This is a genomic window from Campylobacter lari (genome assembly GCF_001017575.1).
In the GTDB taxonomy this organism is placed as follows: Bacteria; Campylobacterota; Campylobacteria; order Campylobacterales; family Campylobacteraceae; genus Campylobacter_D; species Campylobacter_D lari_C.
Genome location: NZ_CP011372.1, coordinates 1514578 through 1529174, shown reverse-complemented (window position 1 = coordinate 1529174; position 14597 = coordinate 1514578). Strand labels below are relative to the sequence as shown.

Annotated in this window: 13 protein-coding genes, 4 tRNA genes and 1 pseudogene; 12 read left to right on the top strand and 6 right to left on the bottom strand. The window is 31.7% G+C overall.

What is annotated here, in order from left to right; all coding sequences use genetic code 11:
• Positions 1 to 395 precede the first annotated feature (395 nt).
• The gene (locus tag CD56_RS08605) at positions 396 to 836 is read right to left on the bottom strand and encodes a methyl-accepting chemotaxis protein (protein WP_407044205.1); all 441 of its coding nucleotides are present in this window, start codon (positions 834 to 836) and stop codon (positions 396 to 398) included.
• 777 nt (positions 837 to 1613) lie between these two features.
• Positions 1614 to 2156, bottom strand: a pseudogene (locus CD56_RS08600) (PDC sensor domain-containing protein); the annotation flags it as partial.
• 385 nt (positions 2157 to 2541) lie between these two features.
• Between CD56_RS08600 and CD56_RS07855 the strand changes: the two are divergent.
• The 4 genes from CD56_RS07855 (at position 2542) to CD56_RS07840 (ending at position 2924) form a co-directional block, all read left to right on the top strand.
• Positions 2542 to 2616 (top strand) — tRNA-Gly (locus CD56_RS07855).
• 9 nt (positions 2617 to 2625) lie between these two features.
• A tRNA-Leu gene (locus CD56_RS07850) sits at positions 2626 to 2714 on the top strand.
• 16 nt (positions 2715 to 2730) lie between these two features.
• Positions 2731 to 2804, top strand: a tRNA-Cys gene (locus CD56_RS07845).
• A 32-nt stretch (positions 2805 to 2836) separates the two neighbouring features.
• Positions 2837 to 2924, top strand: a tRNA-Ser gene (locus CD56_RS07840).
• A 75-nt stretch (positions 2925 to 2999) separates the two neighbouring features.
• Here the strand turns inward: CD56_RS07840 and ilvD are convergent.
• Positions 3000 to 4676: a dihydroxy-acid dehydratase gene (gene ilvD, locus CD56_RS07835; protein WP_047208710.1), complete on the bottom strand. Its 1677-nt coding sequence runs from the start codon at positions 4674 to 4676 to the stop codon at positions 3000 to 3002.
• A 133-nt stretch (positions 4677 to 4809) separates the two neighbouring features.
• On the opposite strand from ilvD, the gene CD56_RS07830 reads away from it, so the two are divergent.
• Complete coding sequence (locus CD56_RS07830; RefSeq protein ID WP_047208709.1) at positions 4810 to 6162, top strand: Na+/H+ antiporter NhaC family protein; 1353 nt, start codon at positions 4810 to 4812, stop codon at positions 6160 to 6162.
• A gap of 24 nt (positions 6163 to 6186) precedes the next feature.
• Here CD56_RS07830 and CD56_RS07825 read toward each other — a convergent pair whose 3' ends face one another.
• The 3 genes from CD56_RS07825 to CD56_RS07815 are packed head-to-tail and all read right to left on the bottom strand — an operon-like array spanning position 6187 to position 8123.
• Positions 6187 to 6585: a hypothetical protein gene (locus CD56_RS07825; RefSeq protein ID WP_047208708.1), complete on the bottom strand. Its 399-nt coding sequence runs from the start codon at positions 6583 to 6585 to the stop codon at positions 6187 to 6189.
• A 1-nt stretch (position 6586) separates the two neighbouring features.
• Positions 6587 to 7561, bottom strand: coding sequence for a phospholipase A (locus CD56_RS07820; protein ID WP_047208707.1), 975 nt, complete (start codon positions 7559 to 7561; stop codon positions 6587 to 6589).
• A complete protein-coding gene (locus CD56_RS07815; RefSeq protein ID WP_047208706.1) occupies positions 7524 to 8123 on the bottom strand; it encodes a molybdenum cofactor guanylyltransferase in 600 nt (199 codons plus the stop codon). The genes CD56_RS07820 and CD56_RS07815 overlap by 38 nt, the downstream gene beginning before the upstream one ends.
• 41 nt (positions 8124 to 8164) lie before the next feature.
• Between CD56_RS07815 and CD56_RS07810 the strand changes: the two genes are divergently transcribed.
• The 7 genes from CD56_RS07810 to CD56_RS07780 are packed head-to-tail and all read left to right on the top strand — an operon-like array spanning position 8165 to position 14566.
• The gene (locus tag CD56_RS07810; protein ID WP_047208705.1) at positions 8165 to 9469 is read left to right on the top strand and encodes an NFACT RNA binding domain-containing protein; all 1305 of its coding nucleotides are present in this window, start codon (positions 8165 to 8167) and stop codon (positions 9467 to 9469) included.
• Positions 9470 to 9471: 2 nt separating this feature from the next.
• Positions 9472 to 9792, top strand: a complete 321-nt coding sequence (locus CD56_RS07805) for a hypothetical protein (RefSeq protein WP_039619449.1) — start codon at positions 9472 to 9474, stop codon at positions 9790 to 9792.
• An 11-nt stretch (positions 9793 to 9803) separates the two neighbouring features.
• Positions 9804 to 10532 carry a phosphatidate cytidylyltransferase gene (locus tag CD56_RS07800; RefSeq protein ID WP_047208704.1) on the top strand — a complete coding sequence of 243 codons (729 nt, stop codon included), beginning with the start codon at positions 9804 to 9806 and terminating at the stop codon, positions 10530 to 10532.
• On the top strand, positions 10529 to 11608 hold the full coding sequence (dxr, locus tag CD56_RS07795; protein WP_047208703.1) for a 1-deoxy-D-xylulose-5-phosphate reductoisomerase: 1080 nt from the start codon (positions 10529 to 10531) through the stop codon (positions 11606 to 11608). Before CD56_RS07800 ends, dxr begins: the two co-directional genes overlap by 4 nt.
• The gene (pgp1, locus tag CD56_RS07790) at positions 11605 to 12993 is read left to right on the top strand and encodes a peptidoglycan D,L-carboxypeptidase Pgp1 (RefSeq protein ID WP_047208702.1); all 1389 of its coding nucleotides are present in this window, start codon (positions 11605 to 11607) and stop codon (positions 12991 to 12993) included. The genes dxr and pgp1 overlap by 4 nt, the downstream gene beginning before the upstream one ends.
• Positions 12990 to 13997, top strand: coding sequence for a tRNA (adenosine(37)-N6)-threonylcarbamoyltransferase complex transferase subunit TsaD (gene tsaD / locus CD56_RS07785; RefSeq protein WP_047208701.1), 1008 nt, complete (start codon positions 12990 to 12992; stop codon positions 13995 to 13997). The genes pgp1 and tsaD overlap by 4 nt, the downstream gene beginning before the upstream one ends.
• Positions 13994 to 14566, top strand: a complete 573-nt coding sequence (locus tag CD56_RS07780) for a type II secretion system protein (RefSeq protein ID WP_047208700.1) — start codon at positions 13994 to 13996, stop codon at positions 14564 to 14566. The genes tsaD and CD56_RS07780 overlap by 4 nt, the downstream gene beginning before the upstream one ends.
• The last annotated feature ends 31 nt before the right edge of the window (positions 14567 to 14597 follow it).

Here is a 14597-nt window from a genome sequence, read left to right as displayed (position 1 = left end):
TTTTATAGCATCGCTTCTTGAAGCAGTGTAATCATCAAAGCTTTTTAAAACATCTTGCATAGTTTTAACTTGTATATCGTTGATAAGTTTTTGTACATCGTGCTTTACTTCGGCATAGTTAAAAGCATTTGCAATAAATAAAATAGCTATAATTGCTAAGAATGCAAAAAAAGTGAGTTTACCTGTTAAGGTTTTGGTAATTTTTCCCATAAATCATCCTTATTTATAGTTTGTGTAGTTTTTAGGGGAAAAATTATCTTATATTATTTTTAATAAAAAAATATCTTATTTAAATGTAAAAAAATGATTATTTAATAAAAAATTATAAAAAGCAATTAAAAACATAATGAAGGATAGTAGTTAAACTAAACCCACTAAGGGTTTAGTTTAATTATTTAAAACTTCTTCTTCCTAGCATCCTCTAAGATATCATTAGCTATTTTATTTACATTATCAGATATAGCTGCACTATCTTTTGCTATCTTTAAGTTCTCTTGGGTTACATGATCAATTTGTGCTACAGCATCATTTATTTGAGTAATACCTGTAGTTTGTTCTTTAATACTCTCACCCATTTCATTAATAGATTGAACTAAGATATTAGTATTAGCTTCAATCTCACCTAAAGACTTTTGAGTTCTTTCAGCTAGGTTTCTAACTTCATCTGCAACAACAGCAAAGCCACGACCGTGTTCTCCTGCACGAGCTGCTTCAATAGCAGCATTTAATGCAAGCAAGTTAATTTGATCTGCAATATCACCTATTATAGAAGTAACATTTTTAATCTCTTCACTTTGAGCAATAACTTCACTAGTTTTATGCGATACATTTTGCATAGAAGAAGTAATCTCTTCTAGTGCTGCTGCTGTTTCTTCTAAAGAAGAAGCTTGAGAAGATGAAGAATCTGTTAAGTTCTTAACAGCACTTTGTAATTTACCACTTTCATCTGCTAATAAAGAAGCAAATTCAGATGATTGTCTTAGCATAGCTACGATTTCTTGACCTAATACATTAGTAGTTACTTCAACTCCACCTTTAGCATTTTTAACTTCAGTAGTAAAGTCTAATGCCTTATAGCTATCAAATACTCTATTAATTTCATTCATATTAGAACCAACCTTTTGTTCTAATACATTTAGCATTTCATTTAATACATTTTTTAATTCTACTAATTGAGGATTAGCAGGAATTGCAGTAATTCTAGCTGTTAGATTACCACCTTCTATTTCTTTAGCTGTATCTACTGATTGTTCTACTGCTTTAGCATCTTGTTCTAATGCATTTTTAGTTTTGGTGATGTTTTCATTGATAGCTTTTGCCATAGCACCAAGCTCATCATTTGTTTTAACATCTATCATAGCTGAATCTTTAGTTTTATGATTGATGAAATCAAAGAAAGAGTTGAGACCGGTAGTGATAACTGCAATAGGTTTTAAGTTTTTGATAATAGCAAATCTTACTAAAAGTAAAGCCACTGCTATAGCTATTAATGCAATGATGATTTGTTGAAATAATACTTTATTAACTGCATCAGTATATACAGATTCATCTGTAATAGAACAAACCATATATTTAGGATTTAGTGCTTGGTTACAAGTTACTACTTGAGTTTTTCCTTGATCGTCTTTAGCATAGAACAAGGTTTCTTGTTTAGTTGGATCAATCAAATCAGGATTTGCTTTAACGGCATTAGCTATGTTGATACTTAAATCGTTTTTGGTGAGCATTCTATCTTTGTCTTCATGAAAAACAATAACACCCTCTTTATCATATACACCTGCATAGGAGCTTTCAGAATGACCAATAGCTAAAACATCTTTAGAGAAGGTATGCAGATTATAATCGCCTCCAACTACCGCTAAAAGCTTACCGTTGACAAAAATAGGAGCTGTATAAGATATAGTTACAGCATCATCTTCTACACTTTTATAAGGATCAGATACTACAAGTTTTCCTGCTGCTTTAGCTTCTTGATACCATGATCTTGTTCTTGCATCAAATCCTGTTTCTTCCGGGCTTCTAACAATTCTATTAGATTGATATAATTTGCCATTTATGTCAAATCCAAGATATACCACATCAAAGCCAGCTGATTCCTTTATAGTAGCTAGTATATCAAAAATTTCTCTAGTCTCTACATTGGGATTTTTTTCCATAAAGCTTACAATTGAACTAATTGCCGTTCTTTTGCTATTTGAGTAAATTTCATAAGCTTTATTAACATCTATCATGGTTTTCTTTTGGATTTCTTCTAGATAGTAGCTAGTATTTTGTTTGGATTCAAAATAGTTAATAACATTAACTACTATTAAAATAATAGCTATTAAAAAACAAGCTATCATAGTCAGTTTATTTGATAAACTGTTAAATTTAAACATTTGGATACTCCTTGTCATTAAATTTTTAATCGTGTATTTTACTGCTAAAAAAATTATAAAAAAATAAAACTATTGCTGTTTTTAAGTGAGGCTTTATAGTAATAGGTATTATTTTATTTAAATTTAAGTTTTTATCTGTATAATTTCAACTTATCATTTTTAAGCGGGAATAGCTCAGGGGTAGAGCACAACCTTGCCAAGGTTGGGGTCGCGAGTTCGAATCTCGTTTCCCGCTCCATTATCACCCGCCCGGGTGGTGGAATTGGTAGACACAAGGGACTTAAAATCCCTCGGAATTTTTCTTCCGTGCCGGTTCAAGTCCGGCCTCGGGCACCACTTTTTGGTAACTCAAGGCGACATAGCCAAGCGGTAAGGCATGGGCCTGCAAAGCCTTGATCTCCGGTTCGAATCCGGATGTCGCCTCCAATGCGATGTTAATACTTGATATTTTATTCTTTCGGGAGATGGCTGAGTGGTCGAAAGCGGCGGTCTTGAAAACCGTTGAGGGTCACACCTCCAGGGGTTCGAATCCCTTTCTCCCGGCCACTTTAACATAATTTTTCATATTTTTGTTTTCACATTTAAAAGATATTTCTTAATTTCTCTAAGAAATTAAGAAAATTATTCTAAATCTAAAACCCCGCCTTTGCTAGCATTGCTCACAAGTTTTTGATACATTTTAAGCCATCTTGAATTTACTTGTTTATAAGGCATTTTAAAGTTTGCTTTGCGTTTGCTAATTTCATCTTGGGTTAAATTTACATTAATGCTGTAAGTATCCACATCAATTTCTATCTCATCGCCATCTTCTAAAAGCGCTATAAGCCCACCTTCTGCAGCTTCAGGAGAAATGTGACCTATGCTAAGCCCTCTTGTAGCTCCGCTAAAACGACCATCTGTTATAAGTGCAACTTTAGCACCAAGTCCCATACCTGTGAGCAATGAAGTCGGGCTAAGCATTTCTTGCATACCAGGTCCGCCTTTTGGCCCTTCATAGCGTATTGCGCATACATCGCCTTCTTTAACTTTACCTTTTATAATGCCTTTAATGGCTTCTTCTTGAGAGTTAAAACAAACCGCTTTTCCTTTGAATTTACGCTCACCCATAATACCTGCAGTTTTTATCACACAGCCTTGCTTGGCTAAATTCCCAAAAAGTATAGCAAGTCCACCTACATTTGAATAAGCATTGTCTATTTTTCTTATAATATTTTCATCTTTAATACTAGCATTCTCAATGCGTTCTTTTAAAGTTTTTCCGCTAATATCTAGAGTATCAAGTTCTAAAATATGGCCTGGTTTTTTAGCTATTTCAGCCATTACCGCACTTACTCCACCTGCTTTGTGTATATCTTCCATATAAACAGTATTTAAAGATGGAGCAATTTTGGCTATATGAGCTACATTAGCACTGATGTGATTGAGTTCTTTTATGTCCAAATTTACACCTGCTTCATAAGCAATGGCAAGCATATGTAAGATAGTATTTGAGCTTCCACCCATAGCCATATCAACAACTAAAGCATTGCTAATGGATTTTTTAGTAATGATATTACGAATTTTAAAACGCTCATCTAGAGCAATCTCACAAATTCTACGCGCAGTCTTTCTTAAAAGCTCTTCTCTTTCTTTGCTAAGTGCTAAAATGGTTCCATTTCCTTCTAGTGCTATACCCATAGCCTCGCATAAAGTATTCATAGAATTTGCAGTAAACATACCCGAGCATGATCCCCCGCTAGGACAAGCTTTGCATTCTATATCTTTTAAATCCTCTTCATCGATTTTTTTAGCCTCATAAGCTCCCACTGCTTCAAAAACAGAACTTAGGCTGATTTTTTCTCCGTGTTTATTTACTCCTGCTCTCATAGGCCCACCACTCACAAAAATAGTCGGCACATTAACTCTTAAAGCCCCCATGAGCATACCTGGAGTGATTTTATCACAATTTGGGATACAAATTAGTGCATCAAGTTGGTGTGCATTCATCACTGTTTCAATAGAGTTTGCGATGATTTCACGACTTGGCAAAGAATAAAGCATACCATCATGTCCCATAGCTATACCATCATCCACACCTATAGTGTTAAATTCAAAAGGAATACAGCCATTTTTGCGAATTTCATCTTTAATGATTTTTGCATATTCATTTAAGAAAAAATGTCCTGGAATGATATCTATATAGCTATTTGCCACACCTATAAAAGGCTTGTTAAAATCCTCATCATTTAAACCACATGCTCTAAGTAAAGAGCGATTTGGTGCTTTTAAATGTCCTTTTTTGATCGCGTCGCTTCTCATTTGTATCCTTTTTAAAGTAAAAACTATCATTTTATGCTTTTATTTTGCAATTTTTGCTTAAATTTTTTAAACTTAAATGGTATTTTAAAGAAAATTATTTAAAATGTGCAATTATTTTGATTTAAGGAATGTAATGCTTTTAACTAATCCAGTATTTATAGGCGTTGTATTGATGACGCTTTTGTGTTTTTTTAGGTTTAATGTTTTGCTTAGTGTTTTGCTTTCTGGGCTTTTTGTGGGCGTTTGGTCTAAATTTATGAATGTAGAGCATTTAACTTTGATGGAGTTTTTTACTCAACTTCCACAAGCTATGATGGATTCTATGAAAGTTTTAATCGATGGTATGCAAGGAAATTTACAAACAGCACTAAGTTATATTTTACTTGGAGCAGTGGCTGCTGCTATATCAAAAACTAATTTAACAGCATATTTGATTAAAATAGTTTCGCATTATATTTCACATAAAAAATACTTACTTATACTTTCTTTGGCATTTATTGCTTGTTTTTCACAAAATTTAATCCCTATCCACGTGGCTTTTGTGCCTTTATTGATCCCACCTTTGTTAAAACTTTTTAATAAGTTAAAAATAGACCGTAGAGCCATAGCTTGTGCGCTAACTTTTGGACTTACAACTCCTTATATGGTGGTACCTTTGGGATTTGGGCTTATTTTTCAAACTTTGCTTGTGGATAATTTAAATTCAAATGGGGTACAAATTAGCCTAAGAGAAGTTTCTCAAACTATGGCTTTTGCGGCTATTTGTATGCTAGTTGGTTTGTTTTTGGCTGTGTTTGTATTTTATGCTAAACCAAGAGAATATCAAGAAGAGCAAATTGCCAAAATGGATTTTGAAAATTTAAAAATGAGTAAAAAAGAATGGGGCGTTTTAGCTGGTCTTTTGCTGACTTTGATTTTGCAAATTTTAACGCATAATTTACCTTTATCAGGACTTTTGGGTTTTGTATTGATGGTGGTTTTGGGCGGAGTAGAGTATAACAAAGTTAATCTAGTTTTTGATGATGGGCTTAAAATCATGGGTTATATAGCCTTTGTAATGCTTGTTGCTTCAGGGTATGGAGAGGTTTTAAAGCAAAGTGGGGGTATAGCTGAGCTTGTAAAAACAAGTGTGCCTTTTATGGAGCAAAGTCACTTTTTGGCTATTTTTATCATGCTAGCCATAGGGCTTTTAATTACCATAGGCATAGGTAGTTCTTTTGGTACTATTCCTATCATCGCTGCTTTGTTTTGTCCTATATGTATAGAGCTTGGTTTTTCACCTGCTGCGATTATTTTTATCATCGGCGTTGCTGGAGCTTTAGGCGATGCAGGATCGCCTGCTAGTGAAACAACTTTAGGAGTGAGCGTAGGGCTTAATGCAGATAAGCAAGGTGATCATATCAAAGATACTTGTATACCAACCTTTTTATGCTTTAATGGCTCTTTACTTATCTTAGGTAGTGTTATAGCATTTTTCTTAATTTAAAATATTAAAAGTCTAAAAAGGCTTTTAATATTCAAATTCTTCCACATAACCACAATCAATTGTAAGAATTTTCATTTGGAATGATTTTATAAACTCGATTATAGGTTCAACTCCACCATAAGGAAAAGAAACGGGGTAAAAATATAATTTGGCAATATTTTCCTCTATTTTTTCTATGGAGTGAAAATAATACTCTCCATTTCCTATACAATCAAAAATATCATCAAATTCCCAGCAATCTCTGCTTGAGAAATATTCTAATTCTTTTTTGCTATAAAAATTATATATACTTTCATCTGTGTATAAATCTTCTATTTGTAAATTTTCATCTTTTAAAATTTTAATATAATTAAACAACTCACATAATCTTTTAAAAGATTTTTCATCGTTAATGATAAACTTAATAAAACAAAATTTTTCCATTTTAATACATTAACAAAATTCCGCTTGAGAGTCTGCTTGAAGATTTATTATACTCAATAAGACTCTCACCATAACCATTAAAATACTGAGTGTAAATATACAAGCCATTGTTAGAAATTTTATAAGCTCCGCTTATTTCCACTGCACCGCGGTTATTAGCAAAATTTAAATTATTACGCCATAAGATATTGATAAAATAATCATCTTGAGTATAAGCAAGATTGATATCAAAATTACCCAAATATTTTTCTATATCGGGATTATCATCCTCTGAGCTTTTTTCAGGAATTCTTAGCCAAACCCTAGGTATAAACACAAAGTCCCCAAAAAACCACGCATTGCTTAGATAAATTCTATTCCAAGATCTTGATTTTGGATCATCTTGTCCGTTTGATTCGTGCAACAAACCAACGCGTACATTTTTTAAATTTTCAAAAGCTCCATGCCCACTTATAGGAAAATTGATGAAAAATTCAGGCAAATAATTAGTTTCTCTAAAAGGCGATGAATGCTCATAAAGCTGCCACCACGAAATTTGTGTATAAGCTATGTTGTAACTTTCATTTAAACCCAAAAGATTTTCAAAAAGAGTTTTTTTAAGACTAATTTGAAATTTAGTTTCAGTGCTTTTATAATCTCTTTTGCTAAAACTATAAGAAACAGGCATAAAATAACTAAGATTATGCGTGCTAATACCAAAAGGATTATATGATTTTTCTGTGCCAAGGTAATTTGCTAAAGCTTCGCTTCTTGGGTTAAAATCATCTATTTTGCGTTCTTTTGTTGTATTTTGCTCATTATTAAGAGAAAGTTCTAAATTTTTTGTTTTCGCTGTATCTTTTAAAGCTAAGCTTTTATAAATTTGCATAGCCTTTTTATACTTACCTTGCCTTTCATATTCTAAGGCTTGATTGATTAAATCTTCATTTGCTAAAGCACTAAAAGCACATAGTATGGGTAGAATTGTCCTTTTCATGAAGCCACTTTTTGTATTCGTTTAAATAATTTAAATTTATAAACTCATTTTCATTTTCAAACTCTATAAATTCTGCTTTCATTGTATCACAAAAAAGGGCTAGTTTGTGGTTATTTTCTTGTAAAAATTGCAAAGTTTTTTCAAAATTTCTACTATGATAAAATCCGCACAAATAATGCTTGTGTTTTTTTGTGCTTGCTAAGAGTATATTTTGTGCTTTTAGATGATGAAAAAGTTTATAAATACTTTCTTTGCTTATACTCGGAGTATCTACACTAAGGATAAATACATAGGTATTTTGAAAATGTTTAAGTATAGAATTTAAGGCAATGAGTGGAGAATAGTTGTTTAAATCCTCATCTAAAATAAGTGCTAAGTTTTTTTGATGAAATTTATCTTTTTTGGTGCTAATAAAAACTTGATTAAAAATTTTTGACATTTTTTCATACTGATAAAGAGTTAAGTTTTTATCATCTACTTGCAATAAGCTTTTATCTTCTCCCATACGTGAAGACTTTCCGCCACATAAAATCACACAAGGATAGGGAATTTTTTCACTCATAAAAACCTCATAAATTCATCAAAATATTTTATAATACATTTATGAAATATACAGATTTAATACAAATAAAAGATTATTTTAAACAATTCCAAAGACTAAATTATCTCAAACGCCTTGATGATAATATCTTAGAGCTTAGCTTAGATCATCAAGTTTTTATACTAGATTTAACACGTGGAAAAAGTGGAATTTACCAAGATAAACTCCAAGCAAAAGTCTATAATGCACCTTTTGATTTTATGTTAAAAAAATACTTTTCTAATGCAAAGATTTTAAATTTAGAAGTATTAGAAAATAATAGAATTTTATCTTTTGAAGTTTTATCGGAAAAATCTTACAAAGCTTATGGAGCTAAGATTTATTTTGAATTTACAGGAAAAAACACTAATGTAATCATCACAGACACTAATGATATTATCATAGAAGCTTTACGTCATATAGATAAAAGCTACCGTATTGTAAAAATAGGCGAAAAACTTCAAGCTTTAAAAGCTTATGAGATCAAAGAAAAGTTTGTAAAGATTGATGATTTTAATGCGTATTTTAAAGAAAGTGCTAAAAAGTTACAGCAAGATCGTTTAAAAGACATAAAAGAAAATAAACTTTTAAATGTAGATAAAAAAATCTTTACCCTTAAAGAGAGTATAGAAAATTTAGAGCAAGAAAGCAATTTGTTAAAAAAAGCTCAAGAATTAAGCCAAAAAGCAGATGTTTTATTTGCTAATTTAAATTCTTTAAAAGATTATCAAAGAGAATTTATTTTGCAAGATTTTAATGCAAATGAACTTGCTTTTAAGCTCGAAGATACTCCTAAAAATAGCGCGAATGAATTTTATAAAATGGCAAAAAAGCTAAAACAAAAGGCTAAAAATATCAATATAGAAAGAGAAATTTTAAGTGAAAAACTTGATTTTTTAATCAATTTAAAAGATTTAATCACTAAAAGCACTTCTTTGCGAGAATTAGAAGTTTTAATGCCTAAAAAAAGTAAAAAAACCAAAAAAGAAGAGTTGAATGCAGGGGTTAGTAGTTTTTATTTTGATGAGTTTAAAATCAGCGTAGGGCGCAATGAAAAAGCTAATGAATACTTGTTAAAAATAGCTAAAAAAGATGATATTTGGTTGCACGTGAAAGATTATCCTAGTGCACATGTGATCATCACTTCAAATAAATTAAAAATAAGTCAATTAGTGCTAGAATTTGCAGCAAAACTTTGTGTGGAATTTTCCAAGCTAAGCTCTGGAGCTTATTTTGTCGATTATACGAGTAAGAATTTTGTTAAGGTTAGAGAAAAGGCTTTTGTAAATTATACAAATTATAAGACTATAAGCATTTTAAAGGAGTAAGTATGCCTATAAGTCCCATAGGTGGCGTTAATTATGCTAACCAAAATGCACCGGTACATTCAGCACAAGTAAGCAATGAGCTAGCAAAAGATTCTTTTGCAACTTTAGTAAATATGAGTGAGTTTCAAGCAAAAGAAAAGGCAGTTGAAAAACTTGAAAAAGTTAATCAAACCCACGAAGTAAGCGATGAAGTAAAAGAAAGACAAGAGGAAGAAAGGAAACATTCTAAACATCATCAAGAACAAGAGCAAGAAGATGAAGATGAACAAGAAGAGCAAGAAGTAGTTAAAAAAAGCTCTCATTTGCTTGATTTAAGTATATAGAAAGGATAAAAATGTTTTCAAAGACAAGAATTTTTAGTGCTATTGTGATGATAGCTGTGATAGCTGTTGTTGCTTTAGTGGATAATTTTTTAATTAATTTTGTGATTTTTGGTGTTTTATTGTTTTTGGCATTTAATGAAGCAAAAGCTATGTTTAAAAGCAAACATGCAAGTGTTTTTGTGGCTTTGTGTATTTTTGCAATAGGAGCATTTTTAGATAAACCTTTCTTTATAGGACTTATGGCTTTGATTTTGATTTTGGGATATTTAGTTTATAAAAAAAGTGAAAATTTAAATGAACTTATGCCTTATATATATCCTACTTTGCCTATTTTAATGCTCTATCAAGTATTAAGCTATGAGGGTATGTTTGTATTGTTTTGGCTTATAGTGATTGTGGTTGCTTGTGATAGTGGGGCGTATTTTATAGGAAAACTCATTGGTGAGAGAGCTTTTTCTCCAACAAGCCCAAATAAAACCTTAGAAGGGGTTGTAGGTGGCATAGTTTGTGCAGGGATTTTAGGAACTATCATAGGCTCTTTTGAATTTAGCTTAGTAAAAAGTATTTATATATCTTTAATAGTAGCTATTTTTGCTGTGATAGGGGATTTACTTGAGAGTTATTTTAAAAGACAAGCAGGCATTAAAGATAGCGGTAATTTAATCCCAGGACATGGGGGAGTTTTAGATAGAATTGATGCTGTTATCATTGCAGCATTTGCAATGGCAACTTTAGTATGATTGTACTTGGAAGCACGGGAAGTATAGGGGTTAATACTCTTTTTATTGCTAAAGAAAAAAACATAAGCATAGAAGCTTTATCTTGTGGTAAAAATATCAAGCTTTTAAATGAGCAAATAGCTCTTTTTAAACCTAAATTTGTATGTATCCAAGATGAAAAAGATAAAACCTTGGTTCATCATGATAAGATTTTTTGTGGCCAAGAGGGCTTAAAAGCGATGATAGCTGAGTGTAAAAGCTCTTTGGTGGTAAATGCTATAGTAGGTTTTGCGGGGTTAAACTCAAGTCTTATGGCGCAAAAGCTTGGCAAAACTTTAGCCTTAGCAAATAAAGAAAGCCTAGTAGTAGCAGGGAAATTTTTTGACACTTCCAAAATTAAAGCCATAGATAGCGAACATGCAGCACTAAAGTGCTTGATAGATAAAAGAAAAAACATTAAAAAGCTTTTCATCACAGCAAGTGGCGGAGCCTTTTATAATTATAAAATCAAAGATTTAAAAAATGCCAGTGTAAAAGAAGCTCTCAAGCATCCCAACTGGAGTATGGGGGCTAAGATCACTATAGATAGTGCTAGTATGTGTAATAAGCTTTTTGAAATCATCGAAGCTTATCATCTTTATGGTATTAAACAAATAGATGCTTTGATAGAAAGAAAGTCTTTGGTGCATGCTTTGTGCGAGTTTAAAGACGGTGGTATAAGTACGTATTTTTCTCATGCAAATATGCGTTTGTCTATAGCTCAAGCGATTTTAGATGAGCATGATCAAAGCTTTATAGAAAATTTGGATTTACTAGCTATACCAAGTTTAAAATTTGAAAAAATTAGTTTAAAAAAATATCCTATATTTTCACTCAAAGATGAGCTTTTGAAAGAGCCTGACTTGGGTGTGATTATAAATAGTGCAAATGAGTATATGGTGTATCAATTTTTAGCTCAAAAAGCGCAGTTTTTAGACATAGCTAAAGGAATTTTTAAAGCATTAGATCATTTTGGTGTGCCAAAGATTAACCAAATTGAAGATGTTTTTGAGTATGATAAACAAGTAAGGCTTTATTTAGATAAGGAAATGAAGTGAGATATTTTTTAAGTGTTTTGATTTTTATAAATGCAGTTTTTGCTTTAGAATTTAGTGTGAAAGAAAATGGAAAAAGTTTAGATGATAATAACACAGTTTTAATCCTTGGAGGCATACAAGGAGATGAACCAGGTGGGTTTCATGCAGCTAGTTTGCTTTTGAGTGATTATAATATCACTAAAGGTAAAATCATCGTTGCGCCAAATTTAGCTTTTGAAAGTATTATTGCTAGAAATAGGGGAAATTTTGGAGATTTAAATAGAAAATTTGCTCATATAGATGAAAGCGATCCTGATTTTCACACTATAGAGCGTATAAAAAAGCTTATTTTAGACCCTGAAGTTAATATGGTCATAAATTTACACGATGGAAGCGGTTTTTATAGACCACAATATGAAAGCAAAGATAAAAACCCAAACCGCTGGGGTAATACTAGCATTATTGATCAAAGTGAGGTAAATTCTACAAAATATGCAGACTTAGAAAGCATAGCTAAAGAAGCGGTGGAAAATATCAACAAAGCTTTGGTAAAAGAAGAACATCAATATCATTTAAAAAACACCAAGACCCAAGAAAGCAATGACAAAGATATGCTAAAGGCTTTAACTTATTTTGTAGTGTCAAATCACAAAGCAGCCTTTGCTAACGAAGCGAGCAAAAATTTACCAACACATTTAAGAGTGTATTATCATCTTTTGGCGGTGGAGTATTATCTAAAAAAGGCAAATATAGAATTTCAAAGAACTTTTGAGCTAACTCCAAATGGAGTTTATAGAGCTATTGAAAAACCTTTAGAAGTAAGACTTTTTAATGATAAAATTTTACTTTATCTTGACAAACCTACTAATGCTATAAATTTTTTGCCTTTTCCTGTTAATCAAGCTTTAAATTATGAAGCAAGCAATGAGATTACAGCGGTGATTTCAAATGCTAATTCATACTCAATCAATTACGGCAATCGCTTGCAAACAAGACTATATCCTGAATACTTTGAGTTTTCAAATGCGCTAGATAGTGTTGAAATGATAGTAGATGGAAAAAATATACAAACAAATTTTGCTCAAAAAATCATGGTAAAAAATAGCTTTAAAATTCCTTCCATTGTAGGTGTAAGGGTTAATGTCATAGGTTTTGATAGGGGTAATGATGAAAGTGGTATAGAGATAAGTAAAAATCAAATGCAAAGTCGTTATTCTTTGGATAAAAAAAGAAAAATTTATAGAGTAGAATTTTATGAGTTAAAAAATGCTAATTTAGCTGATCAAGCCTTAGAAAAAAAGACAAATTTTAAAGAAATCAAAAAAGCAAATATACCTGCAAAAGCCATAGAAAAAGCAGAGCAAAAAGACAAATTTATCGGTATGATTTTAGTGGAATTTCAATGAAAAGTTTAATCCTTGCCATAGAAAGCTCGTGTGATGATAGTTCTATTGCTATCATAGATAAAAACAGCTTTGAATGCATTTTTCATACAAAGATTTCTCAAGAAAATGCCCATAGTGTCTATGGAGGGGTGGTGCCTGAGCTTGCAGCAAGATTACATAGTGAAGCCTTACCTAAAATCTTAGAAAAATGCCAAAAATACTTTGATAAGCTTTGTGCCATAGCAGTTACAAATGAACCTGGTCTTAGTGTGAGTTTGATAGGTGGGGTAGCTATGGCTAAAATGCTTGCCATTAGTTTAAATTTACCGCTTATAGCGATTAACCACTTAAAAGGACATATTTATTCTATGTTTTTAGATAAAAAAGCTAGCTTTGATATGGGTGTGTTGCTTGTAAGTGGTGGACATACTATGGTGCTTTTTATCGATGAGCAAGGCAAAATCACAGAACTAGCAAGAACAACTGATGATAGCTTTGGAGAAAGCTTTGATAAAGTAGCTAAGATGATGGGGCTTGGTTATCCTGGTGGGGCCATCATAGAAAATTTAGCTAAAAATGCAAAAGAAAGTGATTTAGAATTTAGCATACCTTTACTTCATTCTAAAGACTTAGCTTATAGTTTTTCAGGACTTAAAAACCAAGTGCGTTTGGAAATTTTAAAAGAAGAGTTAAGCTTAGAGCGTAAAAGCAAAATCGCCTTTGCATTTCAAAAAGCAGCCATAGCGCATATTTTAAACAAGTTAGAAAAAATTTTTAAAGAGTATAAATTTAAATGTTTTGGTATAGTAGGTGGAGCTAGTGCAAATTTAAGTTTAAGAAGTCAAATAGAGCATTTATGCCAAAGCTATCAATGTGAGCTTTTGCTAGCTCCGCTTGAGTATTGCTCAGACAATGCTTTGATGATAGCAAGAGCAGCTTGTGAAGCTTATGAGCGTAAAGAATTTGTAAGTATTGAAGATGATCTTATAAGCCCTAAAGTAAAAAACTTACAAGGTATGTTATGAAAAAGGCTTTTACTATTATAGAACTTGTGTTTGTAGTGATTATACTTGGGGTTTTAGCAGCAGTTGCTTTGCCAAAATTTAGCGCAAGTAAAGATGAAGCAAGCACAGCTCAAGCTTTGGGAAATTTAAAAACTTTTATCAATGATGTAAGCTCTTATGTGTTAAAAAATGAAAGTCTTTCCAGTATAGCTTTAATGAGTAATGTAGCAAATATAAAAAATGAAGATTTATCAAATTTGCAAAATTCCACCAAAGAGCTTGATTTTAGTGTAGGAAATGATGAGCAGTGCTTTAAAGTGCTTTTTGTGGATAAAGAAAGCATTTTGCTTTTAGCATTTATAGTTGATAGCACCCAAAAAAGCAAAGCCCAAAATATAGCAGATTTAAAAAATCAAGTTTTGAAAGACCCTAAAAATCAAAGTATAAAAACTCAACTAGATGAGGCTTTAAATGCCTTTAGTCAAAGTGAGCTTATAAGCACTTCAAAATCTAAAGCTTGTCAAAGTCTAATCCACTCTAAAGCTTTTAAAGACTTAGCTACTAGGGTGTATTTTTTAAGTGGTAGTTGAGAAATATTTTAGTATTAATCGTACATTTACA

Bases quoted from the DNA above. Each gene is read 5' to 3' on its own strand.
- CD56_RS08605 (WP_407044205.1), bottom strand. From the start codon at position 836: ATGCAAAATGTATCGCATAAAACTAGTGAAGTTATTGCTCAAAGTGAA.
- ilvD (WP_047208710.1), bottom strand. From the start codon at position 4,676: ATGAGAAGCGACGCGATCAAAAAAGGACATTTAAAAGCACCAAATCGC.
- CD56_RS07830 (WP_047208709.1), top strand. From the start codon at position 4,810: ATGCTTTTAACTAATCCAGTATTTATAGGCGTTGTATTGATGACGCTT.
- CD56_RS07825 (WP_047208708.1), bottom strand. From the start codon at position 6,585: ATGGAAAAATTTTGTTTTATTAAGTTTATCATTAACGATGAAAAATCT.
- CD56_RS07820 (WP_047208707.1), bottom strand. From the start codon at position 7,561: ATGAAAAGGACAATTCTACCCATACTATGTGCTTTTAGTGCTTTAGCA.
- CD56_RS07815 (WP_047208706.1), bottom strand. From the start codon at position 8,123: ATGAGTGAAAAAATTCCCTATCCTTGTGTGATTTTATGTGGCGGAAAG.
- CD56_RS07810 (WP_047208705.1), top strand. From the start codon at position 8,165: ATGAAATATACAGATTTAATACAAATAAAAGATTATTTTAAACAATTC.
- CD56_RS07805 (WP_039619449.1), top strand. From the start codon at position 9,472: ATGCCTATAAGTCCCATAGGTGGCGTTAATTATGCTAACCAAAATGCA.
- CD56_RS07800 (WP_047208704.1), top strand. From the start codon at position 9,804: ATGTTTTCAAAGACAAGAATTTTTAGTGCTATTGTGATGATAGCTGTG.
- dxr (WP_047208703.1), top strand. From the start codon at position 10,529: ATGATTGTACTTGGAAGCACGGGAAGTATAGGGGTTAATACTCTTTTT.
- tsaD (WP_047208701.1), top strand. From the start codon at position 12,990: ATGAAAAGTTTAATCCTTGCCATAGAAAGCTCGTGTGATGATAGTTCT.
- CD56_RS07780 (WP_047208700.1), top strand. From the start codon at position 13,994: ATGAAAAAGGCTTTTACTATTATAGAACTTGTGTTTGTAGTGATTATA.